The following is a 24545-nucleotide window of genomic DNA, read 5'->3' as shown; positions in this document are numbered from 1 at the left end:
CGCTCATGAATATTACAGTTACGAAGCCGTTTGTACCTCCCTTTGGTGAATTTCAGGCTTACCTGCAAGGGGTTTGGGATCGTGAATGGTTTACCAATAATGGACCGTTGGTAAACGAACTCGAGCTGAAGCTCAAGGAAAAACTTGATGTTGAACATTTATTGTTTCTTAGTAATGGCACTATTGCGCTTCAAATTGCAATACGAGCTCTCGATCTGCGCGGTGAGATAATAACCACCCCATTCAGCTATGTTGCTACTACTTCTAGTATCGTCTGGGAACATTGCAAGCCAGTTATGGTGGATATTTGTTCCGATACTTTGAATATCGATCCGCAAAAAATCGAGCAAGCCATCACTTCGGAAACAACCGGGATTCTGGCAACTCATGTGTTTGGTAATCCTTGTGATGTCGAAGCTATCGAGCTGATTGCAAAGAAGCACAATCTGCGCGTTATCTATGATGCGGCCCACGCTTTTGGTACGCAATATAAAAACCGTTCGCTTTTGTCATACGGGGATATTGCAACCTGCAGTTTTCATGCGACAAAGCTTTTTCATACAATTGAAGGTGGTGCAGTAGTTACAGCTAATCCTGAAATTCTGAAAAATATGGCGATGATGAGAAATTTTGGTCATTCGTCGTTGACCGATTTTGGCGGTGTGGGGATTAACGGCAAAAACTCCGAAGTTCACGCAGCAATGGGGTTGACCAACTTAAAATACGTTGAAGAAATCCTGAAGGTTCGTGCAGAGCTTTGTAATCATTATAAGCGTGAGCTTTCGGGTTTGCCTGTACGCTTTCAGAAAATTGCAGACGATACAACCTACAATAATTCTTATTTTCCGGTGGTCTTTGAAAGCGAAGCCATGCTTCTGAGGGTTATGGAGGCACTTAATTTAAATAATGTGTACCCGCGGCGATATTTTTATCCTTCGCTATCTGAACTTCCTTATGTGCATGATCAACGCTCTCCCGTTTCGGAAGATATATCGCGTCGTATTCTGTGCTTGCCACTTTATCATACCCTCTCGCGTGAAGAGATTGATATGATCTGTCGGTATATTAAGCGTTCGATCAGATACTAAATAATAGTCCATATTACTTAGAGCGGTAACGGTCATGAAAAAGTATTACGGTATCATTGGAGCTGGCGGTCACGGCCGAGAGGTGATGCCTTTAGCGAATGCTGCGTTAGCCGCTGAACTGTCTAGTGGTCGGGCGGAGCTTTTTTTTGTAGTAGAAGGCGACGTTGCAACTGACAAGGTTAATAATTATTCGGTACTTTCTCTTGATGTTTTTTTAAACCTGGAAGGCGATATTTTTTTCAATATAGCCATTGGCGCATCACAAGTCAGAGCCCGTATCGCGGAAATGTGCGAGCGTACAGGTGCCAAGCCATTCGCAATTATCGCCGATAACGTTGTCATTCTTGATTCAAATGAAATCGGCTGCGGTGTAATGCTTTCGCCGTTTGTCACCGTTACTTCGAATGTGAAAATCGGGAAATACTTTCACGCTAATAACTACTCTAACATTGCGCATGATTGTGTTATCGGCGACTTCGTAACTTTTGCTCCAGGGGTCAGGTGCAACGGTAACGTTGTCATTGAGGATCACGCCTATATTGGTGCTGGTGCGTGCATCATTCAGGGTGCATCAGGGAAGCCTCTCACTATTGGTCGCGGCGCTATTGTTGGAATGGGCGCTGTGGTGATCAAAGACGTGCCCGCAGGCGTGACGGTGGTCGGTAATCCTGCGCGCCCTCTCACTAGAGAACCATTGAGAAAATGACGGCGTTCAGTAAAAGTTTGATGATAGTTGATGGGAATGCGGAGATTTTTGCTCCCCACAATCTCTCCCCCCGCAGAGGAATAAGTCAGTGATCAAAGAAACGGTTGATGTATCTATTCTGCTGGTTACCTATAACCATCAAAAGCACATTCGGCAGGCGATGAATGGTCTGTTTGGTCAGATAATTGATGGGCCTATCGAGCTGGTAGTGGCTGATGACGGTTCCAGCGATGATACTCTCTCGATCATCAAAGAGTTTGATGGGGTGGACGACAGGTTTATCTTCAAATATCTGGACAATAGCGTCAATTTAGGCATAACAAAGAACTACCAAAGAGGTTATGAGGCCTGCTCTGGAGAGTATGTAGCCGTTCTAGAGGGCGACGACTATTGGACCAGTCCGTGGAAACTCAAGCGTCAGGCCGATTTTTTGAGGGAGCATTGGGAAAGTGACCTATGCTCCGTTAATTATTTTGTCTATGAGGAGGATCGTGCTCAGCTGACGCCTAGGGTTGCTGCCGGGCAGGGATACAGGCTGGTTTCAGCTCGCGAGTTGATTGCCGACAATCTGGTGGGTAATTTCTCGACGTGCATGTATCGACGATCGGCATTGGCCAGGTTGCCAAAGGCAATGTTTGAGATTAAGTCTTATGACTGGATTACAAATATCTGCCTCGCCCGAAGCAGTTTGATTGGGTTCCTTCAGGAGCCTATGTCAGTCTATCGGCTTCATACTGCGGGCGTCTGGACTCAGACACCGCATATCGAAAAGCTGAAGTTCCAGTTAGACATAATTCCTGCGTATGATGCGCTCACCGATCATGTGTTCCATGATGATTTTGAGCACCTTTCTGCCCGTCTGCGGCATGTGATCACGGCTTCGCAAATCGGAAACGTCGCCGAAACGGTAAGCCAGCCAGTTTTGAGGGTCATCCCTTCGCTGTTGAATTATATGCCCCCTATCGTTCTGGTTTTCATTCGCGCAATTGTTCCGGTAGCACTAAAAAATATTTTGGTTAAAATTGTGAAGCGGAGCCGCTCGGTATGACGTCGCCAACAGTTTCTGTGATTATGGCTACCTATAATCACGCAAATTTTGTCGCTCAGGCAATTGAGAGTGTACTTAGTCAGGTCGACGTGGATTTTGAGTTTTTGATTTCCGATGACGGGTCGTCTGATAACACGCGGGACGTTGTTGCCTCTATTCATGACGAAAGAATCAAGTTCTTTCCTAATGAAGTCAATCGGGGAGCCTGTGTCGTTACCAATGAACTGATCGAACGAGCATCAGGCGAATTTATCGCGCTGATTAACTCTGATGACTCTTGGATTGACGGTGACAAACTCGCTTACCAAGTGCAGTTCATGCGGGATAATCCTGAAATCGGGGCCTGTTTCGGGCGGGCTCGATTTGTAGACAAAAACGGTCAAGCGATGGATAAGGCCTCCATCTCTTTTGGCGGTGCGTTCGATCGGGATAATCGCTCGCAAGGTGCTTGGCTGAGGCACTTTTTTGAATTGGGCAATTGCATTTGCCACCCAACGATGTTGATTCGCAAGTCCTGCTATGATCATCTTGGTATGTATAGTAACCGTCTACGGCAACTTCCAGATCTGGATATGTGGGTGCGGTTGGTCAAGCACTATCCGATACATATATTTGAACGCGAGCTCATTAATTTCAGGCTCTTGCCGGGTGAGAACGCCAGTAGCCAGACGGTGACGAATTCAATTCGTACAATCAATGAGCACTACCTGATTGCCGATAGTTTTTTCGACGATGTGACAGCTGAGCAGATATCTGAGGGCTTTGGAGATTTGCTCAAGCGCAAGGATATTCCGAGTGAACTCCATTTGGATATCGAAAAGGCTATGTTGTTTCTGAGCTATAATCAGTGGCTTGGGAAGCCTTATCAAATGATAGGGCTGCTGAAGTTAAATAAACTACTTAATAGCCCGGCTCATTATGCTGTCATGGTCAACGAGTACGGGTTGGACGACCGATGGTTTCAGAAGGAACTTGGAGAAATAGATGTTCTACGACCAAAAGTTGTTGCGGTCATGAGCCAACAGAAGTCTCGTATTCTTCGGGTCTGGCAGCAATACTTGTCGAGGTTTTTTCGTCATAGCCCAGGAAATCGCAACCTGTAGCGCATTGAATCATGTGTTAGTGCGGAGTATCTGGAAGTCTCGCCTATACCGCTGTTAGTGCTAAGTCCCATAGTTATCGATTAGCTGGATTTTAAGGGATTGGCCCTACCTATGTAATAGGCGGGATTTTCAGCCGCTTTTTCCGGAAGTCTTCCTCTGTAGTCAGATTTTTAGCTCCAGGAACCTTGGTCAAATACATTGTATTACCATGAATATAAACGAGTTGCTACTTCGGCGACGAAGTGGATATTTGGTTTGCTCACAGCTACATTTTTCGGTCTGGTTGTGATTCTTGGCTTAGCCTGGTTAAAGTGTGAATCGTTACATATGCTGTAACGCAGCCATTTTTGACATGTACATGATATGACCTAATTTAGAGATGCAGCTTCGGAAAAGCTGCTTCTCCCTTATCGATGTCATGGAGTGTCACTTATGCGTACAGCCTACTTCTCGTCCCTGGTCTTTGCTCTGCTGACCAGCGCCTCTCTTGCTGTCAACGCTGCGCCTGCCAAACAGGAGGCCACTGCGCCTGTCGCTGCGCAAGTAGCACCAGCTGGGCAAACCACCTCAAAGGTCAATCTCAACGGGGCCGATGCGTCTACCTTGCAGCGCGAGCTCTCGGGGATTGGTGAGGCCAAGGCCAAGGCGATTGTTGCTTACCGTGAGAGTAACGGGCCTTTCGCGTCGGTGGATGAGTTGCTGGAGGTCAAGGGGATCGGCAAGGCGATTCTGGACAAGAATCGCGACAAGCTTGAGGTCAATTGAAGCCCATGCGTTAGTGCTCGAGGCCGGTCATTGACTGGCCTTTTTTGTCTTCTGATGTATGAGCAATCCAATGAGGCGAGTCATTTCGCCTTTTGTCAGATTCAAAAAAATTACTACTATCATATTTTGTTTGTATTATGACTATAATAAACGCACATCCCCCTGAGGTGCCTTGACTGCCAAGGCACTCAGATCCCCCACAGCTTCTCCCAGGAGTGCAGCTATGAACCCGGTCCAATCCCAAGGTACAGCCCTCATCACCGGCGCATCGTCCGGAATCGGTGCGATTTACGCTGAGCGGCTGGCGGCGCGTGGTTATGACTTGTTGTTGGTCGCTCGCGATGAACGGCGACTGGAGGCGGCCGCGATCAGGTTGCGTGACGAGTACAGTGTGCAGGTTGAAGTGTTGAAAGCGGATTTGACGCTCAAGGCGGATCTGCTGGATGTCGAACAGCGCTTGCGCAGCGACCCAAGTATCAGTCTGTTGTTGAACAATGCCGGTGTCGCTGCCGATGGGGCGCTGGCCAGTGCAGATATGGATCAGATGGAGCGGATGATTCAGCTCAATGTGGTGGCTGTCACGCGTTTGGCTTCTGCCGCTGCGCAGAATTTTTCGTCTGTCGGGCGCGGTTCGATTATCAATCTGGCGTCGGTGGTGGCGTTGATTCCGGAGCGCTTCAATGCAACCTATAGCGCGACCAAAGCTTACGTCTTGAGTTTGACCCAATCCCTGAACGCCGAGTTAAGTGGGTTGGGCGTGCGGGTGCAGGCCGTGTTGCCGGGGGCAACGCATACGGAAATCTGGGAGCGTTCAGGTATCGATGCCAGCGCGATCCCCCCGGAAATGGTGATGGACGCAGGGGAAATGGTCGACGCGGCATTGGCCGGCTTTGATCAAGGGGAGTTGATTACGATTCCTTCGCTGCCGGATGCGGCGGATTGGCACGCCTTTGTTGCGGCGCGCCATGGGTTGGGGCCGAATTTGTCGAAGAGCAGCGCGGCGGCTCGCTACAAGTGAGGGGCTTGGTCCATGACACGATTTGAGGTGTTTAGCGTATGAACGGTCGTCGAGTTGTCGTGACAGGCATGGGCCTGGTTTCTCCGCTGGGTTGCGGTGTCGAGCAAGTCTGGGAGCGTTTGCTGGCCGGTCGTTCGGGGTTGCGGCGGCTACCGGAGGAGATGGTGGCTGATCTGGCGGCCAAGGTTGGCGGCGTGGTGCCAACTCTGGCAGAGGATGCTGAAGCGGGCTTTGATCCTGATCGGACGACGCCGCCCAAAGAGCAGAAGAAAATGGATCGCTTCATCATGTTCGCCATAGCGGCAGCGAAAGAGGCATTGGAGCAGGCGAACTGGACCGCCACTGACTCTCGGACCCAAGAGCGCACGGCGACGATCATCGGATCCGGCGTCGGTGGTTTTGGTGCCATTGCCGATGCGGTGAGAACGACTGATAGTCGCGGCCCGCGGCGTTTGTCGCCGTTCACGATTCCATCGTTTCTGGTCAACCTTGCGGCGGGTCATGTATCGATCCAGCACGGTTTCAAGGGGCCGCTGGGGGCGCCGGTAACCGCCTGCGCCGCAGGCGTACAAGCCATTGGTGATGCCGCGCGATTGATTCGTAGCGGCGAAGCCGATATTGCGGTGTGCGGCGGCGCGGAAGCTGCAATTGATCGTGTCAGTCTTGCCGGTTTTGCGGCGGCCAGGGCATTGTCCAGTGGCTATAACGATACTCCCGAGCGCGCTTCGCGACCGTTCGACAGTGGGCGCGATGGTTTTGTCATGGGGGAGGGTGCGGGGATTCTGGTGATTGAGGCGCTGGAGCATGCTCTGGCCCGAGGCGCTCGACCGTTGGCGGAACTGGTGGGCTATGGCACCAGCGCCGATGCCTATCACCTGACCGCCGGCCCGGAAGATGGCAGCGGTGCGCGGCGTTCCATGGCGCTGGCATTGGCGCAGGCCGGAATCAGCGCGGCGCAGGTGCAGCATCTGAATGCTCACGCGACCTCTACGCCGGTGGGTGACCTGGGCGAGATCGCCGCGATCAAGTCGTTATTCGGTACACACGAAGAGGTTGCGGTGACATCGACCAAATCCGCCACCGGGCATCTTTTGGGCGCTGCGGGCGGAATTGAGGCGATCTTCACGATTCTGGCTATTCGCGATCAAATCGTTCCGGCCACCCTCAACTTCGAGAACCCGGATGCAGCGGCGCAAGGGCTGGACATCGTCCATGGTCAGGCACGGTCGCTGGCAATCGAGTATGCGTTGTCCAATGGCTTCGGCTTTGGCGGGGTCAATGCCAGCGTGTTGTTCAAGCGATGGCAGGCGTAAGCTTTCGTCATTCGCAGAATTGGCACGAATAGTGGTTATTCGTTATCTGACGATTGTTGAACAATCATGAGGGACGATGACCATGAGCAGCGGACTTTCCCTGGCCGATCACATCACATTGGAGATACGGACCGACATAATCGGTGGCCGATTGTTACCGGGCATGGCCTTGATCGAAAGCGATCTGGTGACAGCCTACAACGCTTCGCGTAACACTATTCGCGAAGCACTGCATCGCTTGGGGCAGGAAGGGCTGACCCGCTATGTGCGCAACAAGGGTGTGGTGGTGCGGCGCCTCGGCGTCGATGAAGTGCGCGATCTGTTTCAGGTCCGGCGCACTCTGGAGTTGCAGGCCATCGCCACCAGCAAGCCACTGCGCGAGTATCAGTCCGATCGCATGCTCGAGGCCATCGAAGCCACGGAACTTGCCCGCGAGCGCGAGGACTGGCAAGCCGTCGGCACCCACAGCCTGTGTTTTCACCAGCATATTGTTGGGCTGATGTGCAGCCCCTTGTTCGATGAGTTCTTCACGAACATCGTCGCCCAGATGCGCTTGGTGTTTTGTGCTGCACCCGACGAGGAGCTCTTTCAAACACCTTGGCTTGCGCGCGATCGACAGATTCACGATTTGCTTGCCGAGGGCAAAAAACCTGCAGCTCAGGAGGCGATGAGTCTTTACCTCGACGACTCCGAGCAGCAGTTACTCGACATGCTCAGCCACACTTCCCACCCCTGATCGAGGATGTTCACTATGTACAAAGACTATCCCGCGGCTTACCAGGTCAGCAAAGGCTCGGCCCTGCAGGTGGACAAGGCCTTTTATGAGCGGATCCGTGACACCAGGGACGGTCGCACGCTGATCGACCAGTTCGAAGTCCCGATCCGCACGGGTCGTGCGTGGAAGGTCCCGGCCGGGCATGTCTTTCGCGTGACCACCCCGGTCGGCCCGCAAGTGGGGGATTTCAATGTCTGGAATGCCAATGATCCGCGCGAACGTTTGTGGGCTGCACGTACCCGTCAATTGCAGGGCGCGCATGTCAGCACCCATGACCGGCTCTGGTCGAACCTGCCGTTTTTGCGGCCTTTGGTGACCATCACCGATGACAGCCTGGCGAGTTACGGTATCGATGAACATGGTGGTCGACTGCACGATTTGCTGGGCACCCGCTGCGATCCTTATGTAAACAAAATGCTCACCGGTGAAGATTTCCACCATCACTGCCATTCGAACCTGACCCGCGCTGTATTGCCCCATGGCCTGACCGAGTTTGACGTACACGATGTGCTGAATATCTTCCAGTGCACCGGTCTCAACCACGACGACATGTACTTCATGAAGGCCTGCCCGGCACAGAAGGGCGACTATCTGGAGTTCTTTGCCGAAATCGATTTGCTCTGTGCCTTGTCCACGTGCCCGGGAGGTGATTTGTCGCTCGCGATGTGGGGGCCGGATGCGCAGGATCCGCTGAGCGTCTGTCGTCCATTGGGGGTGGAGATCTATCGGCTTGAAGATTCATTGCTCGAAGGCTGGAGCCAGCCTGAGCGCGCGGCCTACAAGGGGATGCACGGATTGCACATTGCCAAGGCTGAATGGGAAAAATAGAAGCGCTGGAGCCCTTGCCGGGATTTGAAGTCAGGCGCTATTTGTGGCGAGGGGGCTCCCTCGCCACAGTTCTGTGCATGGCGATAGATAAGAAAACCCCCGTCATTGGTTCTCAATGGCGGGGGTTTTTAGTCAACGATCCCGCGCATCCTTGGCGTCCGCTTCCGCGTTGCGTTCAGCCACGCGTTTACGTTGCTCTTCGGTCAGCTCCACCTTGTTTGCGGTGTCGCGCAGTATCATTAATCCGCCGACAATCGAGCCGATAGCAAGAACCAGAATCAACCAGGCATACCAAGGCATAGGGCTCTCCTTAAGGGCAGGCCATCGGGCGAAGGATTTCGCGCAACGGTCATGCATATACCACCTTTGAGTAGTTCCATTGTAGGCCTGATCCGTCTGGATAGCGCTTCCTCAGTGTTTACAGCCCGGTCAGCATTGCATCGGCGGGGGCATCGGCGCGCAGTTGTGCGGTCATCTGGAAGTACCCAAAACCGACCGCCATGAAACCCAGAAAGATCATCCCGATCAACGTATTGAACCAGGCCATCGCCACCAGACACACCACCGCCAGAAACAGCGCGATGGCTGGCACCAGCGGATAGCCTGGCGCGCGGAAAGTGCGCTCCAGCAGCGGCTCGGTTTTGCGCAGTTTGAACAGGCTGAGCATGCTCATGATGTACATCACGATGGCGCCGAACACCGCGATGGTGATCATCGCCGCGGTGAGGGTCATGCCGCCCAGGTTGATCAGGCCATCGCTGTAAATCGCCGCGATGCCGATCAGCCCGCCGGCAATGATCGCCCGGTGCGGGGTCTGGAAACGCGACAGTTTGGCCAACGATGCAGGGAGATAACCGGCGCGGGCCAGGGCGAAGAACTGCCGCGAGTAGCCGAGGATGATCCCGTGGAAACTTGCCACCAGGCCGAACAGGCCAATCCATACCAACATGTGCAGCCAGCCAGAGCTTTCGCCAACCACTGCTTTCATCGCTTGTGGCAGCGGATCGTTGATGTTCGACAGGGTGCGCCAATCGCCCACGCCGCCAGCGAAGAACATCACGCCCATGGCCAGCAACACCAGGGTCAGGATGCCGCTGATGTAGGCTTTGGGAATGGTGCGTTTCGGATCCTTGGCTTCTTCGGCGGCCATGGCCGCGCCTTCGATGGCCAGGAAGAACCAGATGGCAAACGGAATCGCCGCAAACATCCCGGCAATCGCCGGCGCGCCGAAGGTATCGGTACCGGCCCAGCCGTTGAGGGCAAAGTTGCTGAAGCTGAAAGCCGGCGCCACCACGCCCATGAATACCAGCAGTTCGACGACGGCCAGCACGCAGACCACCAGTTCGAACGTCGCGGCCAGTTTGACCCCGAGGATGTTCAGCCCCATGAACACGATGTAGGCGCCGACCGCTGCGTGTTTCGGGTCGAGGGCGGGAAATTGCACATTCAGATAGGCGCCGATGGCCAGGGCAATCGCCGGCGGAGCGAAGACGAATTCGATCAGCGTCGCCAGCCCGGCAATCAGCCCGCCTTTTTCACCGAATGCTCGACGGCTGTAGGCGAATGGCCCGCCCGCATGAGGGATAGCGGTCGTCAGTTCGGTGAAGCTGAAGATGAAGCAGGTGTACATCGTCGCGACCATCAACGACGTCACCAAAAAGCCCAGCGTCCCGGCCACGCCCCAACCGTAACTCCAGCCAAAGTATTCACCGGAAATCACCAGACCGACCGCGATACCCCATAAATGCAGCGTGCCCAAGGTGGGCTTGAGTTGTGTGTTCATGCGTTGCTCCCCGAACGGTTTGAAGTGCTCGGGGGAGGAGGTGTGCAGCGGGCATGCCATATCGAGAAAGCACGTCGTAATGGACGGAAAACTGTCGTATCGAGGATGTTCGCGGCTGGATGCCCGCTGTTTGTGCGCTACTTGAGTGCGGTGGTGGAAGTTCTGACGCTATCGCGAGCAAGTCCGCTTCCACACTAGACCTGTGTTATTTGATCGTTCCCATGCTCCGCGTGGGAATGCTGCCATGGACGCTCTGCGTCCGTTCTGGATGTGACGCGGAGCGTCACGGGATGCGTTCCCACGCAGAGCGTGGGAACGATCAGGCACCGCAGTACCCCCACTTTTTACACTTTTTTTATGCCGCGCCTCACCCCTCGATCTCGTTCCTTTACAGCCTCCCTGCGGACAATGGCTCCACACGCGGCAATCGCCGTACGACGGAGAAATCCCATGAGCGTTCTGGACGGAGTGTCACTGCTGCTGGCAGTGGGGCTGTTCATTTATCTACTGGTTGCGCTGTTGCGCGCCGATCGGAACTAGGAGCGGCTATGCACAGTTATGACTATTGGCTGATCCTTGCCTTCTTCGCTCTGGTGCTGATACCGGCACCCTTTCTGGGACGGTTCTACTACAAGGTGATGGAAGGCCAGCGCACCTGGTTGACGCCGGTTCTTGGGCCGGTGGAGCGCGGTTGTTATCGCATTGCCGGGGTCGACCCGCAGACCGAGCAGAGCTGGCAGAAATACACCCTGGCCTTGCTCGCCTTCAACCTCGCGGGCTTTTTGCTGTTGTTCGCGATCCTGCTGTTTCAGGACTACTTGCCGCTCAACCCGCAAAACCTGCCGGGTCAGGAGTGGACGCTGGCGTTCAACACCGCCATCAGTTTCATGACTAATACCAACTGGCAGTCCTACAGCGGTGAAGCCTCCCTGAGCTACCTCAGCCAGATGGTTGGACTGACCGTGCAAAACTTTGTCAGCGCCGCCACCGGCCTCGCCGTGCTGGTTGCCTTGTGTCGCGGCATCGGTCGCAAATCGGCGCAAACCCTGGGTAACTTCTGGGTAGACATGACCCGTGCCACGCTCTACGGCTTGTTGCCGTTGTGCTTGCTACTGGCGCTGTTTCTGGTCTGGCAAGGCGTACCGCAAACCTTCGCCCATTACGTGAACGCGCTGACGATGCAGGGCGTGGATCAAGTGATTCCTCTGGGGCCTGCGGCCAGCCAGATTGCGATCAAACAACTGGGCACCAACGGTGGTGGCTTCTTCGGCGTCAACTCGGCCCATCCGTTCGAGAACCCGACGGCCTGGAGCAACCTGTTCGAAGTCTCGTCGATCATCCTGATCCCGGTTGCCCTGGTGTTTACCTTTGGCCATTACGTGAAAGACCTGCGTCAGAGTCGGGCGATCATCGCCTGCATGCTGGCGCTGTTCCTGATCGGCGGCGCTACCTCGCTGTGGGCCGAGTACCAGCCGAACCCAACCCTGGACAACGTCACGGTCGAACAGACCGCGCCACTGGAAGGCAAGGAATCGCGTTTTGGTACTACCGCCACGGTGCTCTGGTCGGTGACCACCACAGCGGCGTCCAACGGTTCAGTCAATGCGATGCATGACAGCCTCAACCCGCTGACCGGCATGGTCGCGCTGGTCAACATGATGGTCGGCGAAGTGATCTTCGGCGGCGTCGGTGCCGGCCTTTACGGCATGTTGCTCAACGTATTGATTGCGGTGTTCCTCGCCGGCTTGATGATTGGCCGCACCCCGGAATACCTCGGCAAGAAACTCCAGGCCAGGGAAGTCCAGTTGCTGGTGGTGACCTTGCTGGTGATGCCGGTCGGCGTTCTGGTGCTCGGTGCGATCGCGGCGAGTCTGCCGGGTCCGGTGGCAGCGGTGAGTAACCCAGGCCCCCACGGTTTCAGCCAGTTGCTGTACGCCTACACCTCGGCCAGCGCCAACAACGGCTCTGCGTTCGGCGGCTTCAGTGCCAACACCGCGTTCCATAACCTGATGCTCGGTCTTGGCATGTTGATCGGCCGCTTCGGTTACATCCTCCCGGTACTGGCGTTGGCCGGCAGCCTGGCGATGAAGAAAACCGCGCCCATTGGCCAGAACAGCTTCCCGACCCATGGCCCGCTGTTCGTGACCTTATTGACTGTGACCATTTTGCTGGTAGGCGGCCTGACGTTCCTGCCGACCCTGGCGCTGGGTCCTATCGCTGAACATCTGAGCATGGCTGCTTTTGGGCTCTAGAGCTGAGGGATTTGATAATGAATATGCCCGTTCCTGTATCAAACAAAGCTGCACCGAAAAAAGCCGCTGCCGTTAAAGCGCCGGAGCAACCGAAAACCGCGATCTCGGCCCTGTGGCGTCCGGCGCTGGTGCAAGCTTTCGTCAAACTCGATCCTCGGCAATTACAGCGCGCGCCGGTGATGCTGGTGGTGGAGCTGACGGCGATCCTCACGACCGTGCTGTGCTTCGTGCCCGATACCGCAGTGCCGACTTACGTCGCGGCGCAAATCGCCTTGTGGCTGTGGTTTACCGTGTTGTTCGCCAACTTCGCTGAAGCCCTGGCCGAAGGCCGTGGCAAGGCCCGTGCCGATAGCCTCAAGGCTGGCAGCGAAGGCTTGAGCGCCCGGCGCAAAAAATCCGATGGGAGCTTTCAGGTGGTGCCCGCTACCAGCCTGCGCAAAGGCGATATCGTCCGCGTCGAAGTCGGGGAAATGATCCCGGGTGACGGCGAGGTGATCGAAGGCATCGCGGCAGTCAATGAGGCGGCGATTACCGGTGAATCCGCGCCGGTGATCCGCGAGTCCGGTGGCGACCGCTCGGCCGTCACCGGCAATACCCGGCTGGTGTCCGACTGGTTGCTGGTGCGCATCACCGCCAACCCCGGTGAGTCGACACTCGATCGCATGATTGCCCTGGTGGAAGGCGCCAAACGTCAGAAAACCCCGAATGAAGTGGCGCTGGATATCCTGCTGATCGGTCTGACTCTGATCTTCCTGCTGGTGGTCGTGACTTTGCAGCCGTTCGCTCACTTCGCCAACGGCAGCCTGCCGCTGGTGTTCCTGGTGGCGTTGTTGGTGACCCTGATTCCGACCACCATCGGTGGCCTGCTGTCGGCCATCGGTATCGCCGGGATGGACCGTTTGGTGCGCCTCAACGTGATCGCCAAATCCGGTCGTGCGGTGGAAGCTGCGGGTGATGTGCATGTGTTGTTGCTGGACAAGACCGGCACCATCACGTTCGGCAACCGTCGCTGCACGGCGATTTACCCCGCTCCAGGCGTCAGCGCCAAAGAGCTGGCCGAAGGCGCGTTGCTCGCCTCGCTCGCTGACGACACGGCGGAAGGCAAGTCCATCGTCGAATACTTGCGCGGACATTATCCACAGCCTGAACCCGCCACCAATGTGCTGACCGCGGTGCCATTCAGTGCTGAGACCCGGTTGTCCGGTGTTGACTACCAGGGCCGCGTTTACCGCAAGGGCGCAGTGGATTCGCTGCTGAACTTCGTCGGTTTGCAACGTCGCGATCTGCAGTCCGTACTGTCGCGGGAAATCGACAAGATTGCCCAGAGCGGCGGTACACCGTTGCTGGTGTGCGCCGAGGGCAAATTGCTCGGTGCGATCCACCTCAAGGACGTGGTCAAACCCGGCATTCGCGAGCGCTTCGCCGAACTGCGCAAGTTGGGTATCCGCACCGTGATGGTGACCGGTGACAACCCGCTGACCGCCGCCGCCATTGCCGCTGAAGCAGGTGTCGATGACGTGCTGGCTGAAGCCACACCGGAGAAAAAGCTGGCGCGTATTCGTCATGAACAGAATGACGGTCGTCTGGTGGCGATGTGTGGCGACGGTGCCAACGACGCTCCGGCGCTGGCCCAGGCTGATGTCGGTATGGCGATGAACGATGGGACCCAGGCTGCGCGTGAAGCCGCGAACATGGTCGACCTCGACAGCGATCCGACCAAGCTGCTGGATGTGGTGCAGATCGGCAAAGAGTTGCTGGTGACCCGTGGTGCGCTAACCACTTTTTCCATCGCCAACGACGTGGCCAAGTACTTCGCCATCCTGCCGGCACTGTTCGCCTCGATTTATCCACAGCTGGGCGTGCTCAACGTGATGCACCTGAGCAGCCCGCAGAGCGCGATCCTTTCGGCGATCGTCTTCAATGCCTTGATCATCGTGGTGCTGATCCCGCTGGCTCTGCGCGGCGTACGAGTGCAGGCGGCGAGCGCAGCGGCGTTGTTGCGACGCAATCTGCTGATCTACGGCGTCGGCGGCATCGTGGTGCCGTTCGTGGGCATCAAATTGATCGACATGCTGCTGACGGCGTTGCATCTGGTTTAACGCTCCCTGAGGCGCGAGTTCTTGTGGCTTGGGGCAAGCTCCCTTGCCACAGGGCTATGTATTTCCAATTTGAGGATTCGATGATGTCCACTATGTTACGTCCGGCCTTGAGCCTGATTGTTCTGATGACCCTGATTACCGGTGTGGCCTATCCGCTGGTGGTGACCGGTGTAGCGCAGGTGGCGTTCCCGGCTCAGGCCAATGGCAGCCTGGTGCGCGATGCCGACGGCAAGGTTCGTGGCTCGGCGCTGATCGCCCAGGATTTCACCGGCGATGCCTGGTTCCATCCGCGGCCTTCGGCGGGTGCTTTCGCCACGGTGTCAAGCAGCGCCAGCAACCTGTCGCCGAGCAACCCGGCGCTGGCCACTCGTGTGATTGACGATGCCAACAAACTGTTCGTACCGGGGCAGGGGGCCGTACCGCTGGCATTGCTCACCACCTCCGGTAGCGGCCTTGATCCACACTTGCCACCGGCAGCGATTGTCTATCAACTGGCGCGGGTTGCGGCCGCACGCAACCTGCCGGTTTCGACCCTGCAGCAATTGGTGGATACGCATGTCGAACAGCCCCTGGTGGGGCCGCCGGTGGTGAATGTGCTGGCCTTGAATACAGCGCTGGAAAAGTTGTAGACGATGATCGTTCCCATGCTCTGCGTGGGAATGCAGTCAGGGACGCAGAGCGTCCCAGAAGCGGACGCAGAGCGTCCAATGATTCATTCCCACGCGGAGCGTGGGAACGATCAATACCTGCCAAAAGAGATAGCCCATGAGTGATTCCGGCCGAGCCGACGCGCTGTTAGCAGATTTACCAAGCGACGGTCGTGGCCGGCTCAAGGTTTTCCTCGGCGCCGCCCCTGGCGTTGGCAAGACTTACGCCATGCTTCAAGCGGCCCACACACAACTGCGTCAGGGCGTGAAGGTCCTCGCCGGCGTGGTGGAAACCCATGGCCGCGCGGAAACCGAAGCGCTGCTCGGCGGTTTGCCGCAGCAGCCGTTGGTTCGTTCCGAATACCGCGGCGTGGTGCTTGAAGAGATGGACCTCGACGGCCTGCTCAAAGCCAAAGCAAAGCTTGTACTGGTCGATGAACTGGCCCATACCAATGCTCCCGGCAGTCGTCATGCCAAGCGCTGGCAGGACATTCAGGAACTGCTGGCGGCCGGCATTGACGTGTTCACTACGGTCAACGTCCAGCATCTGGAAAGCCTCAACGATCAGGTGCGCGGAATCACCGGCGTGCAGGTCCGCGAGACGTTGCCCGACTGGGTGTTGCAGGAAGCCTACGAACTGTTGCTGATCGACCTGCCGCCCCGGGAGCTGCTGGAGCGTCTGCGCGACGGCAAGGTTTATGTGCCCGAGCAGGCGCGGGCGGCCATCGACGCGTTTTTCACCCAGACCAACCTCACCGCATTGCGCGAGTTGGCGATGCAAACCGCTGCGGCCCAGGTCGATAATGACTTGGCGCAAGGCTATCGGCAGTTGGGCCAGGCAGCACCGGCGGTACGCGGGCGACTATTGGTGGGGGTCGACGGTGACGCGCAGGCCGAACGTCTGGTGCGCCACGCCAGTCGGGTTGCCCAGCGGCGGCATTTGCCATGGAGTCTGGTGCATGTGGATAACGGCGGTGTGCGCGACGAGCAGTCACGTTTACGCCTGCAAAGCGCCCAACAACTGGCCGAACGTCTGGGCGGTGAAGTGGTGTTGTTGCGTGCCGGCGAGGTCGCGAAAACCCTGATTCAACACGCCGCCGAGCGCCGTGCCAGTCTGGTGCTGGTCGGTCAGTCAAGGCAGCGTTTGCGTCGTCGGCTGTTCGGCGGAGGGCTGGCCTCGCGCTTGTTGCGCGATGCGCGAGGGCTGGAAATCAACGTCCTCGACGGTGACATAGACCGGCCAGCACCGCGTATGCGCGCGCCACATTCGTTGGTCTGGTTCGACTATGCGCTGGCGGTGTTGGCGACGGTGCTGGCCACTGCCTTGGCCTGGGCGGTGGCCAGTGTGTTGCCGCTGCCGAACATCTCGCTGGTGTTCCTCGCTGCCGTGCTGCTGGTGGCGGTGCGCAGCAGCCTCGGCCCGGCCCTGGCCTGCGCGGCGCTGTCGTTTCTGACTTACGACTTCCTGTTCATTCCACCGAACTTCTCCTTTGCCATTCAGCGCGAAGAAGATGTGCTGACGCTGCTGTTCTTCCTGTTGATGGCGGCGTTGACCGGTAACCTCGCCGCGCGTCAACGGCGACAGTTACAGGCTCTGCGCGACACCCAGGAGGAGACCAGCGAATTGCTCGACCTGTCGCGCAAACTCACCGCCGCGACTGATCGCCAGGCGGTAGTCAGCGCTGGCGCGCAGCATCTGAACGGCTGGAACGAGCTGCAATTGTGCCTGCTCAACCGCGATGGCCTGGCCCCCGGCGGCTGGAAGGTCGAAACCGGCGGCCCGCTGCAGTTTTCCGAGGCCGAGCGCGCTGCCGCCGACTGGGCCTGGCAACACGATCAACCCGCGGGCATGGGCACCGGGACCCTGCCATTCGGGCATTGGTGGTGGTGGCCATTGTCGGTGGAAGAGGGGCCGCTGGGGTTACTCGGGGTGTGCACCAAAGACGGCCAGCCACTCAGCGGTCAGCGGCGGCGTTTGTTGACTGCGCTGAGTCAGCCATTGGCTCAAGCCCTGGCCCGGGCGCAATTGGCCGAGGATCTGGAGGCAGCACGTCTGCATGGTGAAACCGAGCAACTGCGCAGCGCTTTGCTGGCGTCGGTGTCCCACGACTTGCGTACCCCGCTGACCTCCATGCGTGGCAGCATCGACAGCTTGCTGGCCTTGGGCGAGGCGATTCCATTGGAGGACCGTCGGGAGTTGCTCGAAGGTACCCGCGATGAAGCCGAGCGACTGGATCGTTATATCCAGAACCTGCTGGACATGACCCGTCTTGGGCATGGCGCGCTGAAGCTGGCGCGCGATTGGGTGTCGCCGGCTGATATCGTCGGCAGTGCGCTGAATCGGCTGCGAGCGGTACTGGCACCGTTACAAGTCAGCATCGATGTGCCGAGCGAATTACCGTTGCTCTACGTGCATGCCGCGTTGATCGAGCAAGCGCTGGTTAACGTACTGGAAAACGCTGCACGTTTTTCTCCGGCTCAGGGGCGTTTGCAACTGTGCGCCGGTTCGACCGATAGCGAGCTGTTCTTTGCGGTGAGCGACGAAGGGCCGGGCATTCCGGAAGCCGAGCGCGCAAAGATTTTCGACATGTTCTACACCGCTGCTCGCGGTGATCGGGGAGGGCAGGGCACGGGGCTCGGTCTGGCGATCTGTCAGGGCATGGTCGGCGCCCATGGCGGGCGTATCAGTGTGGCTGACGGTATCGAAGGTCGTGGCACCTGCATCACGATCCATTTACCGTTGCAGGAGCAGCCCGGACTTGAAAGTGAAGCCTGACATTCCATGCGCTACTCTAGCGTCACTTCTTTATCTTGATCAGAAACCATGAGCCAGACCGCGACCATTTTGGTCATCGACGACGAACCACAGATTCGCAAGTTTCTGCGCATCAGCCTGGCTTCTCAGGGCTATAAAGTACTGGAGGCCGGCACCGGCAGCGAAGGTTTGGCTCAGGCCGCGCTGAACAAACCGGATTTGCTGGTGCTCGACCTCGGCTTGCCGGACATGGACGGCCAACAAGTGCTACGCGAATTTCGCGAATGGTCGAAGGTGCCGGTGCTGGTGTTGTCGGTACGCGCCAGCGAGGGGCAGAAGGTCGAAGCCCTCGATGGCGGTGCCAACGACTACGTGACCAAGCCTTTCGGCATTCAGGAGTTCCTCGCCCGGGTGCGCGCCTTGCTGCGTCACTCACCCGCAGGTGAGGCACAGGAAGCGGCGCTCAGGTTCGGTCCGTTGACGGTGGACCTGGCCTATCGCCGCGTGCTGCTGGACGACACTGAAGTGGCGTTGACCCGCAAGGAATACGCGGTGCTGGCGCAATTGGCTCGGCACCCCGGACGCGTCATCACTCAACAGCAATTGCTCAAGGACATTTGGGGCCCGACCCACACCGAAGACAGTCATTACCTGCGGATTGTGGTTGGTCACCTACGGCAAAAACTGGTGGACGACCCGACCCAACCGAGGTTTATCGTGACCGAGGCAGGTGTCGGGTATCGGTTGATTGATGCCTTGGGTTAGGTCGCGCCCCGGCAACGCTCTTCAAAGCTGATCATTCTCATAGCGATCCAGCGTATCGCGGGCGATCTCCCGGCCCAGGGCGATCAGCTCCGGCGCTTTGTAAAACTCGAAAAACCGGCACACCCGTTTCGGCACGTTGATCAGGACATCCGGCGGGTAGCCAGCGATTTTGTATTGTGCCAGTGAGGTCTGCATCACTTCGAAACTCTGGTTGATCAAGTCCAGCAATGATGCCGGGCCGACGTTGTCGATAATGAACGAGCCGGTGGCTGACTTCGGTGCACCAGGGGTTTGCGGGGCGGCGGCCGGTTGCTGAGCCTCAGGTTCGGCGGACTCGATCCACGGGTTATTGATGTCGGCGGCATCTGCTCGCAGGGCTTCCTGTTCGAGTAACAGCAACTTTTCAGCTTGTTTTCGACGAAACGGTAAGCGCGAGCCAAGGGAGTTGATCAGACTGTCGAAGCGGATTTTGAACGCCGCTGGGCGCTGGATCACCGGCAATTGATAGCGCCTTTGGTTGGTCGAGTTGAGGTTGACCGCGATGATCAGGTCGCAGTGGCTCGAGACCACCGGCACGATCGGCAGTGGATTGAGCAGGCCGCCGTCCACCAGCATCCGGTTGCCCTGCATCACCGGGGTGAACAGGCTGGGGATTGCTGCCGAGGCGCGCATTGCCTGGTGCAGGCAACCTTCCTGGAACCAGATTTCCTGTTGATTGGTCAGGTCCGTGGCGACCGCCGTGTAGGGGATGCGCAGGTCTTCGATATTGATTTCGCCGACGATCTTGCGGATCTGCCCGAAGATCTTTTCCCCACGAATCGCTCCGAGACGGAAGCTGACATCTACCAGACGCAACACGTCGAGGTAGTCCAGGCTTTCAATCCAGTCGCGGTAGTCGTTGAGTTTGCCTGCGGCATAGATCCCGCCGACCACCGCGCCCATGGAACAACCGGCGATGCAGGCGATGTCGTAACCGCGTCGTTCAATTTCTTCGATGACCCCGATATGGGCATAGCCCCTGGCGCCACCGGAGCCCAGCACCAACGCGACACGTTTTTTCATGACTCGCCCCCTTCGTCAAACTTGAGTCAACAATGCACCCATCATGGGCCTTGCTTCAATCGCTGCTGATCGAGGGTTTGGGGGCAAGGTCGTTTTTTCGATAATCAATGGCGACAGGCGAGTATTCTCGCCCCAGCTATATTCATCAGGGGGGCAAGGCACTTTTTACGGTGCTGGCCGTCATACCGTGCACGATTGTTTTTCTATCTTGAGGTGTCATCAATGAAAGCCTGGATTTGTCTGCCGTTGATTGCGTTGGCTCTGGCTGGTTGTGCCGGTAAAACGGCGTATCGTGACAGTTGCGGTAGCCAGCTGGACGCGGCCTGGCAGGAGCTGGACCTGGCCAAGGCCGAAGGTTTCGCGGGCACCGTCAGTTACTCCAAGGCACTGTCCTTGTTGACCGGAGCCAAGACTCAGCAGCAGTTCGAGGCGTACGAAGGCTGTACCAAAAAAGCCGAGAAGGCCCGTTTCTACATTCGTGAGTCGCGTGCCGGTCGTTGATCAAAGGATTGATGAGGTAGCGCAGGGCTTTGCGGCATCATTGCTGCAGGTTTGCCGTCGCAACATTGAATGTTCGATTCGGGAGTAAACCATGTCTGCCTTGGTGGATCGGTTGGTGGCTCAGGTGTTGAGCCTGGAAGTTCGCTTGCGGGCCTGCCAGGCGCGACTGAGTGCGACGACTGATGATGAAGCGCTGCATGATCTGCGCACCACGGTTCGCCGGTTGCGCAGTCTGCTGCGACCCCTGCGTGGTTTGCCCGGAGTCGAGCAACTGGAAGCGGCGGCGGCCGGAGTCGGCAACCTGACCACCCCCTTGCGCGACCGGGAAGTACTGGCCGCCTACTTGCACAGTCATGGTCAGCATGAAGCGGCCCTGCGCCGCACGGTGCAAATGGCTAAAGCCTATCCCGCGGTGGCGACGGGTCCTGAGCTGGCGCAACTGTTTCTCATACTCGACGCGTTTCCGCGCTTTCTGCGAGCCTCCCAGCGTCAGGGATTACTCAAAGGCTTGCGTCAACGCATCGAAAAGCGTCTGGCCAAACTGTGGGACGCTCTGGATAAGGCATTGCACGATCCAGAGCATGACCGACATCGCTTGCGCCTGTTGATCAAGCGCGTGCGCTACGCAGCCGAGTCCTATCCTGAACTGGACCCGTTACCGGTCAAGGCTATGCCTCGATTGAAAGCCGCTCAAGAGGCGCTCGGCAACTGGCATGATTGCTGGCAATGGCTGGCCAAAGCTGAGCAAGAGTCCGATTTGCAGCCCTGTGTGGCGGTTTGGCGAGTGACCATGGTCAAGGCCCAGGCAAGCGCAGATCTGGTGCTGGACACGCTGAGCGCGGCTTGCTTCAAATCCTGAACACACCCGTCGTAGCAGCTGCCGAAGGCTGCGTTCGGCTCGGGCCGCGTTCGGACGTAGCAGTCGTAAAACCCGCCGACGCGGATTAACAGTTACACCGCAATAACCGTATTCACGACTGCTTCGCAGCCGAACGCAGCCTTCGGCAGCTGCTACAAGTCCGCGGGTTACCGGGAGCGTTCGGCTTATCTGTCCGCTTTTTTGGCCGGAATAAGTGCTGTGCAGTCCCCGTCCGATGGTTAAGATCTTTGAGTCTTTTTTCTGGCTTGAGGCTTTTATGCGCTTTTGTGATTTAGTCGACGCCGTGCGCAGCACTCCGCTCGAGCTGTCTATCCCGGCGGAATGGGCTCAGGGGCGTGCCAGTTTTGGCGGGCTGATGGCCGCATTGCAGTACGAGGCCATGCGCGCAAAAGTTCCGGCAGATCGTCCGGTACGTTCGTTGGCGATCACCTTTGTCGGCCCGGCCGAACCTGGTGTGCCCGTCAGCTTTGAAGTGGATGTATTGCGCGAAGGCAAGGCTGTCAGCCAGGTGCTGGGGCGGGCCATGCAGAACGGGCAAGTGGTAACGCTGGTCCAGGGCAGCTTTGGCGCCTCCCGCGCTTCGGAAATCGACGTGGCGGCCGAACCGGCCCCCGAAATGAAACACTGGGATGACTGTCAGGAACTGCCTTATATCAAGGGTGTGACCCCGGAATTCATGCGCCACCTGGCGATGCGTTGGAGTGTTGGTGGTTTGCCATTCACTGGCAACAAGTCGCGGGAGATGGGCGGTTGGGTGCGTTTGCGTGGGGATGTCAAGGAAGAGCCACTGACCGAGGCACATATTCTGGCGCTGGTGGATGCCTGGCCTCCGGCCCTGTTGCCGCACTTGAGCAAACCGGCGGCGGGCAGCACCCTGACCTGGACCATCGAATTCGTGCAGCCATTGCTGGCGCTGAGCACGCTGGACTGGTGCAAGTATCGCGTGGTCATCGAGCATGCCCGCGACGGTTATGGCCATGCGGCAGCAGCGTTGTGGAGCCCAGAAGGACAGTTGATCGCCATGAGTCGGCAGACGGTTACCGTCTTCGGTTAAAACCGCTCAATGCCGGTGGCGCTCACGCCAGGCGCGCCACCATCCACCGCTCAAGACATACCGTGCAAAGGTCAGGAACTGTTCGACCATCAGGCGTTGCACGGCGTCTTTGCGGTCACTGAACGGCTCGCGGGCTTGCACCTCCAGGCTGTGGCCGTGGCGCTGCAGGCCCAACGCGGCGAGCAAGCCAACGACGCCGATGGCAACGTTCAGAAAGCTCATCCCGAACACACCCGAAACGATCAGTAGAAACGCCAGGATGAACAGCGGCACGGCAATCAGGTGCAACACCAGATTAGTCGGGTTGCGATGGTTTTCGGGGGGCGCCCGCCATTGCCAGGCGGGGAGATTGGGGTGACGTTTGCCCATGCTGGAAATCCTCGATCCGTGTAAAACCCATGAATAAAGAATAGGTCGGGCAAACGGCTTCGGCGAATCAAGGCTGGCTATCGCTGCAATAGGTATCTCGAGATTGATGTTAGCTGCTTTATTGTCATCGCGGGGAAGCCTAGCTCCAAGGGCACTGGCAATTCCGTAGGAGCGAGGCTTGCCCGCGATAGCGTCCTTACAGCTTGAGCTGGCCTATCGCCTTGCTCAACTCACCGGCCAATGTCGCCAGTTCATTACTGGTGGTGGCCGAGTCGATGGTCTGTTGCACGGTGTTCTCGGTCACGTCGCGAATGCTCACCACCGCACGATTCATTTCTTCTGCGACCTGGCTCTGCTGTTCGGCGGCCACGGCGATTTGTGTGTTGCTTGTGCGCATCTGCGCTACAGCACCGGTGATTTCTGCGAGTGCCAGGCCCGCTTCCTCGGCCTGCTGCACGCAATCGTCAGCCTTGAACGAGCTTTCCTGCATGAAGTCCACGGCATCCCGGGTCCCGGCTTGCAGGGCGCAGACCATAAGGGTGATCTCGTCGGTGGAGGCCTGCACCCGTTTGGCCAGGTTGCGCACTTCATCGGCGACCACCGCAAAGCCACGGCCCATTTCACCGGCCCGGGCGGCTTCGATCGCGGCGTTAAGTGCCAGCAGATTGGTTTGCTCGGCAATGCTGTGAATCACGCCGACTACACCGTTGATCTTCTGGCTGTCTTCGGCCAATCGCTGAATCATCTCCGCGGTTTGCCGTACGCCGCTGGAAAGCCCGGCAATCGATTGCTGCACGCGGCTGACCACATCCTGCCCGCTGCCGGCCAGGGTGTCGGCGGTTTGCGACAAGTCGCGCGTCGCTCCGGCATGCTCGGCGATGTGATAAACCGTGGCCGACATCTCGTTGATCGCGGCCGCGGCCTGATCGGTCTCGCTTTGCTGGCCAAGCATGCCGTGGCGCACCTCATTCATGCTCGCGGCCAGCCGTGCAGCGCCGACATCCAATTGTTCGGCGGTGTGCGCCACGGTGTTGACCACCCGTTGGTAGCCGGCCTGCATGGCGTTAAAGGCGCAGGCCATTTGCCCGACTTCATCTTTGCAGGCCAATGGCACGCGGGCCGACAGGTCGCCGGTCCTTTCCACGTGCAGCATCACGTCTTTCAAGGTGTTGAGCTGGCTGAGCAAAAAACGGATCAGCAACTGCGAGGCACCAAGCATTGCCAACATCAGGATGAACACCGCCACCGCGTAGTTGGCCAATCGTTCACCGAACACCTGGCTCAGGCTTGGGCCATAGGCCAGTACCGCGACCTGTTCACCATCCGCTCGGGACACAATGTCGGCGCCCAGCAACGGGTTGTCGCCCAACAGCGGCATAGCGTTGAGCTCGACCCAGCCGCTGGCGTTGTTCAACGCCGGTAATGGCTGTCCGTTCAGGGAGGGAGTCTGGCCCCGACTGAAGCTCAGCAGGTGGTCTGCCTTGGGCAAGGATTGTCCGGCGGACCAGGCATTCAGCAAGCGCGCCTGGGCCTGGGCTGAGGTCTGTGAGGCTTGGCTGCGAGCCTGCTGTTCGAGCTGTACGGCATACAGCACCAACAGCAGGGTAGTGATGAATGCGACCGCGTTGACGGCCCAGAATTTGTACTTCAGCGAGATGTTGCTAAGCCAGGCACCCATGGAAGGTCTTCTCTGATAGCGGAAACAGTTTTGGCAAGGTGCCATTATTGTGCCGC

The 24545-nt window shown here is 57.6% G+C and carries 23 protein-coding genes; 18 read left to right on the top strand and 5 right to left on the bottom strand.

All coding sequences use genetic code 11. The features are described from left to right. The first annotated feature begins 5 nt into the window (after nucleotides 1-5). From AC07W5_RS20165 to AC07W5_RS20125, 9 genes are all read left to right on the top strand, one after another. The gene (locus AC07W5_RS20165; RefSeq protein WP_494993815.1) at nucleotides 6-1088 is read left to right on the top strand and encodes a DegT/DnrJ/EryC1/StrS family aminotransferase; all 1083 of its coding nucleotides are present in this window, start codon (nucleotides 6-8) and stop codon (nucleotides 1086-1088) included. Nucleotides 1089-1122: 34 nt separating this feature from the next. After that, a complete protein-coding gene (locus tag AC07W5_RS20160; protein WP_494993816.1) occupies nucleotides 1123-1794 on the top strand; it encodes an acetyltransferase in 672 nt (223 codons plus the stop codon). An 88-nt stretch (nucleotides 1795-1882) separates the two neighbouring features. Continuing rightward, nucleotides 1883-2842 (top strand): glycosyltransferase family 2 protein, encoded by a 960-nt coding sequence (locus AC07W5_RS20155; RefSeq protein WP_495012788.1) that lies wholly within the window; start codon nucleotides 1883-1885, stop codon nucleotides 2840-2842. After that, on the top strand, nucleotides 2839-3945 hold the full coding sequence (locus AC07W5_RS20150; protein WP_494993818.1) for a glycosyltransferase: 1107 nt from the start codon (nucleotides 2839-2841) through the stop codon (nucleotides 3943-3945). Before AC07W5_RS20155 ends, AC07W5_RS20150 begins: the two co-directional genes overlap by 4 nt. A gap of 432 nt (nucleotides 3946-4377) precedes the next feature. Further along, a complete protein-coding gene (locus AC07W5_RS20145; RefSeq protein ID WP_494993819.1) occupies nucleotides 4378-4710 on the top strand; it encodes a ComEA family DNA-binding protein in 333 nt (110 codons plus the stop codon). A 223-nt stretch (nucleotides 4711-4933) separates the two neighbouring features. Continuing rightward, nucleotides 4934-5728, top strand: a complete 795-nt coding sequence (locus tag AC07W5_RS20140) for an SDR family NAD(P)-dependent oxidoreductase (RefSeq protein ID WP_495012789.1) — start codon at nucleotides 4934-4936, stop codon at nucleotides 5726-5728. Nucleotides 5729-5766: 38 nt separating this feature from the next. Then, complete coding sequence (gene fabF, locus AC07W5_RS20135; protein WP_494993821.1) at nucleotides 5767-7041, top strand: beta-ketoacyl-ACP synthase II; 1275 nt, start codon at nucleotides 5767-5769, stop codon at nucleotides 7039-7041. Nucleotides 7042-7123: 82 nt separating this feature from the next. Next, nucleotides 7124-7777, top strand: a complete 654-nt coding sequence (locus AC07W5_RS20130; RefSeq protein ID WP_495012790.1) for a GntR family transcriptional regulator — start codon at nucleotides 7124-7126, stop codon at nucleotides 7775-7777. A 15-nt stretch (nucleotides 7778-7792) separates the two neighbouring features. Then, on the top strand, nucleotides 7793-8644 hold the full coding sequence (locus tag AC07W5_RS20125; protein WP_495012791.1) for an urea carboxylase-associated family protein: 852 nt from the start codon (nucleotides 7793-7795) through the stop codon (nucleotides 8642-8644). Nucleotides 8645-8776: 132 nt separating this feature from the next. Here the strand turns inward: AC07W5_RS20125 and AC07W5_RS20120 are convergent, their stop codons facing one another. After that, nucleotides 8777-8944, bottom strand: coding sequence for a DUF2897 family protein (locus AC07W5_RS20120; protein ID WP_494993824.1), 168 nt, complete (start codon nucleotides 8942-8944; stop codon nucleotides 8777-8779). Nucleotides 8945-9062: 118 nt separating this feature from the next. Next, a complete protein-coding gene (gene eat, locus AC07W5_RS20115; protein WP_495012792.1) occupies nucleotides 9063-10427 on the bottom strand; it encodes an ethanolamine permease in 1365 nt (454 codons plus the stop codon). Between the two features lie 450 nt (nucleotides 10428-10877). On the opposite strand from eat, the gene kdpF reads away from it, so the two are divergent. The 6 genes from kdpF (at nucleotide 10878) to AC07W5_RS20085 (ending at nucleotide 18945) form a co-directional block, all read left to right on the top strand. Continuing rightward, nucleotides 10878-10967 (top strand): K(+)-transporting ATPase subunit F, encoded by a 90-nt coding sequence (gene kdpF / locus AC07W5_RS20110; RefSeq protein WP_007899818.1) that lies wholly within the window; start codon nucleotides 10878-10880, stop codon nucleotides 10965-10967. A gap of 8 nt (nucleotides 10968-10975) precedes the next feature. Further along, a complete protein-coding gene (kdpA, locus tag AC07W5_RS20105) occupies nucleotides 10976-12679 on the top strand; it encodes a potassium-transporting ATPase subunit KdpA (RefSeq protein ID WP_495012793.1) in 1704 nt (567 codons plus the stop codon). Nucleotides 12680-12696: 17 nt separating this feature from the next. Further along, the gene (kdpB, locus tag AC07W5_RS20100; RefSeq protein WP_494993827.1) at nucleotides 12697-14778 is read left to right on the top strand and encodes a potassium-transporting ATPase subunit KdpB; all 2082 of its coding nucleotides are present in this window, start codon (nucleotides 12697-12699) and stop codon (nucleotides 14776-14778) included. An 83-nt stretch (nucleotides 14779-14861) separates the two neighbouring features. After that, nucleotides 14862-15407, top strand: coding sequence for a potassium-transporting ATPase subunit KdpC (kdpC, locus tag AC07W5_RS20095; RefSeq protein ID WP_494993828.1), 546 nt, complete (start codon nucleotides 14862-14864; stop codon nucleotides 15405-15407). A 136-nt stretch (nucleotides 15408-15543) separates the two neighbouring features. Continuing rightward, on the top strand, nucleotides 15544-18201 hold the full coding sequence (locus AC07W5_RS20090; protein WP_495024201.1) for a DUF4118 domain-containing protein: 2658 nt from the start codon (nucleotides 15544-15546) through the stop codon (nucleotides 18199-18201). A 48-nt stretch (nucleotides 18202-18249) separates the two neighbouring features. Further along, the gene (locus tag AC07W5_RS20085) at nucleotides 18250-18945 is read left to right on the top strand and encodes a response regulator (RefSeq protein ID WP_495012796.1); all 696 of its coding nucleotides are present in this window, start codon (nucleotides 18250-18252) and stop codon (nucleotides 18943-18945) included. 21 nt (nucleotides 18946-18966) lie between these two features. Here the strand turns inward: AC07W5_RS20085 and AC07W5_RS20080 are convergent, their stop codons facing one another. After that, nucleotides 18967-20007: a patatin-like phospholipase family protein gene (locus tag AC07W5_RS20080; RefSeq protein ID WP_494993831.1), complete on the bottom strand. Its 1041-nt coding sequence runs from the start codon at nucleotides 20005-20007 to the stop codon at nucleotides 18967-18969. A gap of 222 nt (nucleotides 20008-20229) precedes the next feature. On the opposite strand from AC07W5_RS20080, the gene AC07W5_RS20075 reads away from it, so the two are divergent. From AC07W5_RS20075 to AC07W5_RS20065, 3 genes are all read left to right on the top strand, one after another. After that, a complete protein-coding gene (locus AC07W5_RS20075) occupies nucleotides 20230-20508 on the top strand; it encodes a hypothetical protein (RefSeq protein WP_494993832.1) in 279 nt (92 codons plus the stop codon). Between the two features lie 91 nt (nucleotides 20509-20599). Beyond that, nucleotides 20600-21367, top strand: a complete 768-nt coding sequence (locus AC07W5_RS20070; RefSeq protein WP_494993833.1) for a CHAD domain-containing protein — start codon at nucleotides 20600-20602, stop codon at nucleotides 21365-21367. Nucleotides 21368-21644: 277 nt separating this feature from the next. Then, nucleotides 21645-22442 carry an acyl-CoA thioesterase gene (locus AC07W5_RS20065; RefSeq protein WP_494993834.1) on the top strand — a complete coding sequence of 266 codons (798 nt, stop codon included), beginning with the start codon at nucleotides 21645-21647 and terminating at the stop codon, nucleotides 22440-22442. Between the two features lie 6 nt (nucleotides 22443-22448). Here AC07W5_RS20065 and AC07W5_RS20060 read toward each other — a convergent pair whose 3' ends face one another. After that, complete coding sequence (locus AC07W5_RS20060; protein WP_494993835.1) at nucleotides 22449-22811, bottom strand: terminase; 363 nt, start codon at nucleotides 22809-22811, stop codon at nucleotides 22449-22451. A gap of 196 nt (nucleotides 22812-23007) precedes the next feature. Continuing rightward, complete coding sequence (locus AC07W5_RS20055) at nucleotides 23008-24489, bottom strand: methyl-accepting chemotaxis protein (protein WP_495024200.1); 1482 nt, start codon at nucleotides 24487-24489, stop codon at nucleotides 23008-23010. Nucleotides 24490-24545 lie beyond the last annotated feature (56 nt).

The organism is Pseudomonas sp. GW821-FHT01E05, from assembly GCF_059422425.1.
This window is presented reverse-complemented; position numbering and strand designations above follow the sequence as displayed.

Excerpts from the sequence above, each read along its gene's own strand:
- AC07W5_RS20130 (WP_495012790.1), top strand. The coding sequence starts at position 7,124 with ATGAGCAGCGGACTTTCCCTGGCCGATCACATCACATTGGAGATACGG.
- AC07W5_RS20160 (WP_494993816.1), top strand. The coding sequence starts at position 1,123 with ATGAAAAAGTATTACGGTATCATTGGAGCTGGCGGTCACGGCCGAGAG.
- AC07W5_RS20060 (WP_494993835.1), bottom strand. The coding sequence starts at position 22,811 with ATGGGCAAACGTCACCCCAATCTCCCCGCCTGGCAATGGCGGGCGCCC.
- kdpF (WP_007899818.1), top strand. The coding sequence starts at position 10,878 with ATGAGCGTTCTGGACGGAGTGTCACTGCTGCTGGCAGTGGGGCTGTTC.
- AC07W5_RS20065 (WP_494993834.1), top strand. The coding sequence starts at position 21,645 with ATGCGCTTTTGTGATTTAGTCGACGCCGTGCGCAGCACTCCGCTCGAG.
- AC07W5_RS20070 (WP_494993833.1), top strand. The coding sequence starts at position 20,600 with ATGTCTGCCTTGGTGGATCGGTTGGTGGCTCAGGTGTTGAGCCTGGAA.
- AC07W5_RS20165 (WP_494993815.1), top strand. The coding sequence starts at position 6 with ATGAATATTACAGTTACGAAGCCGTTTGTACCTCCCTTTGGTGAATTT.
- kdpC (WP_494993828.1), top strand. The coding sequence starts at position 14,862 with ATGTCCACTATGTTACGTCCGGCCTTGAGCCTGATTGTTCTGATGACC.
- AC07W5_RS20140 (WP_495012789.1), top strand. The coding sequence starts at position 4,934 with ATGAACCCGGTCCAATCCCAAGGTACAGCCCTCATCACCGGCGCATCG.
- AC07W5_RS20090 (WP_495024201.1), top strand. The coding sequence starts at position 15,544 with ATGAGTGATTCCGGCCGAGCCGACGCGCTGTTAGCAGATTTACCAAGC.
- fabF (WP_494993821.1), top strand. The coding sequence starts at position 5,767 with ATGAACGGTCGTCGAGTTGTCGTGACAGGCATGGGCCTGGTTTCTCCG.
- AC07W5_RS20125 (WP_495012791.1), top strand. The coding sequence starts at position 7,793 with ATGTACAAAGACTATCCCGCGGCTTACCAGGTCAGCAAAGGCTCGGCC.
- AC07W5_RS20055 (WP_495024200.1), bottom strand. The coding sequence starts at position 24,489 with ATGGGTGCCTGGCTTAGCAACATCTCGCTGAAGTACAAATTCTGGGCC.
- eat (WP_495012792.1), bottom strand. The coding sequence starts at position 10,427 with ATGAACACACAACTCAAGCCCACCTTGGGCACGCTGCATTTATGGGGT.
- AC07W5_RS20085 (WP_495012796.1), top strand. The coding sequence starts at position 18,250 with ATGAGCCAGACCGCGACCATTTTGGTCATCGACGACGAACCACAGATT.
- kdpB (WP_494993827.1), top strand. The coding sequence starts at position 12,697 with ATGAATATGCCCGTTCCTGTATCAAACAAAGCTGCACCGAAAAAAGCC.
- AC07W5_RS20145 (WP_494993819.1), top strand. The coding sequence starts at position 4,378 with ATGCGTACAGCCTACTTCTCGTCCCTGGTCTTTGCTCTGCTGACCAGC.
- AC07W5_RS20075 (WP_494993832.1), top strand. The coding sequence starts at position 20,230 with ATGAAAGCCTGGATTTGTCTGCCGTTGATTGCGTTGGCTCTGGCTGGT.
- AC07W5_RS20080 (WP_494993831.1), bottom strand. The coding sequence starts at position 20,007 with ATGAAAAAACGTGTCGCGTTGGTGCTGGGCTCCGGTGGCGCCAGGGGC.
- AC07W5_RS20120 (WP_494993824.1), bottom strand. The coding sequence starts at position 8,944 with ATGCCTTGGTATGCCTGGTTGATTCTGGTTCTTGCTATCGGCTCGATT.
- kdpA (WP_495012793.1), top strand. The coding sequence starts at position 10,976 with ATGCACAGTTATGACTATTGGCTGATCCTTGCCTTCTTCGCTCTGGTG.
- AC07W5_RS20150 (WP_494993818.1), top strand. The coding sequence starts at position 2,839 with ATGACGTCGCCAACAGTTTCTGTGATTATGGCTACCTATAATCACGCA.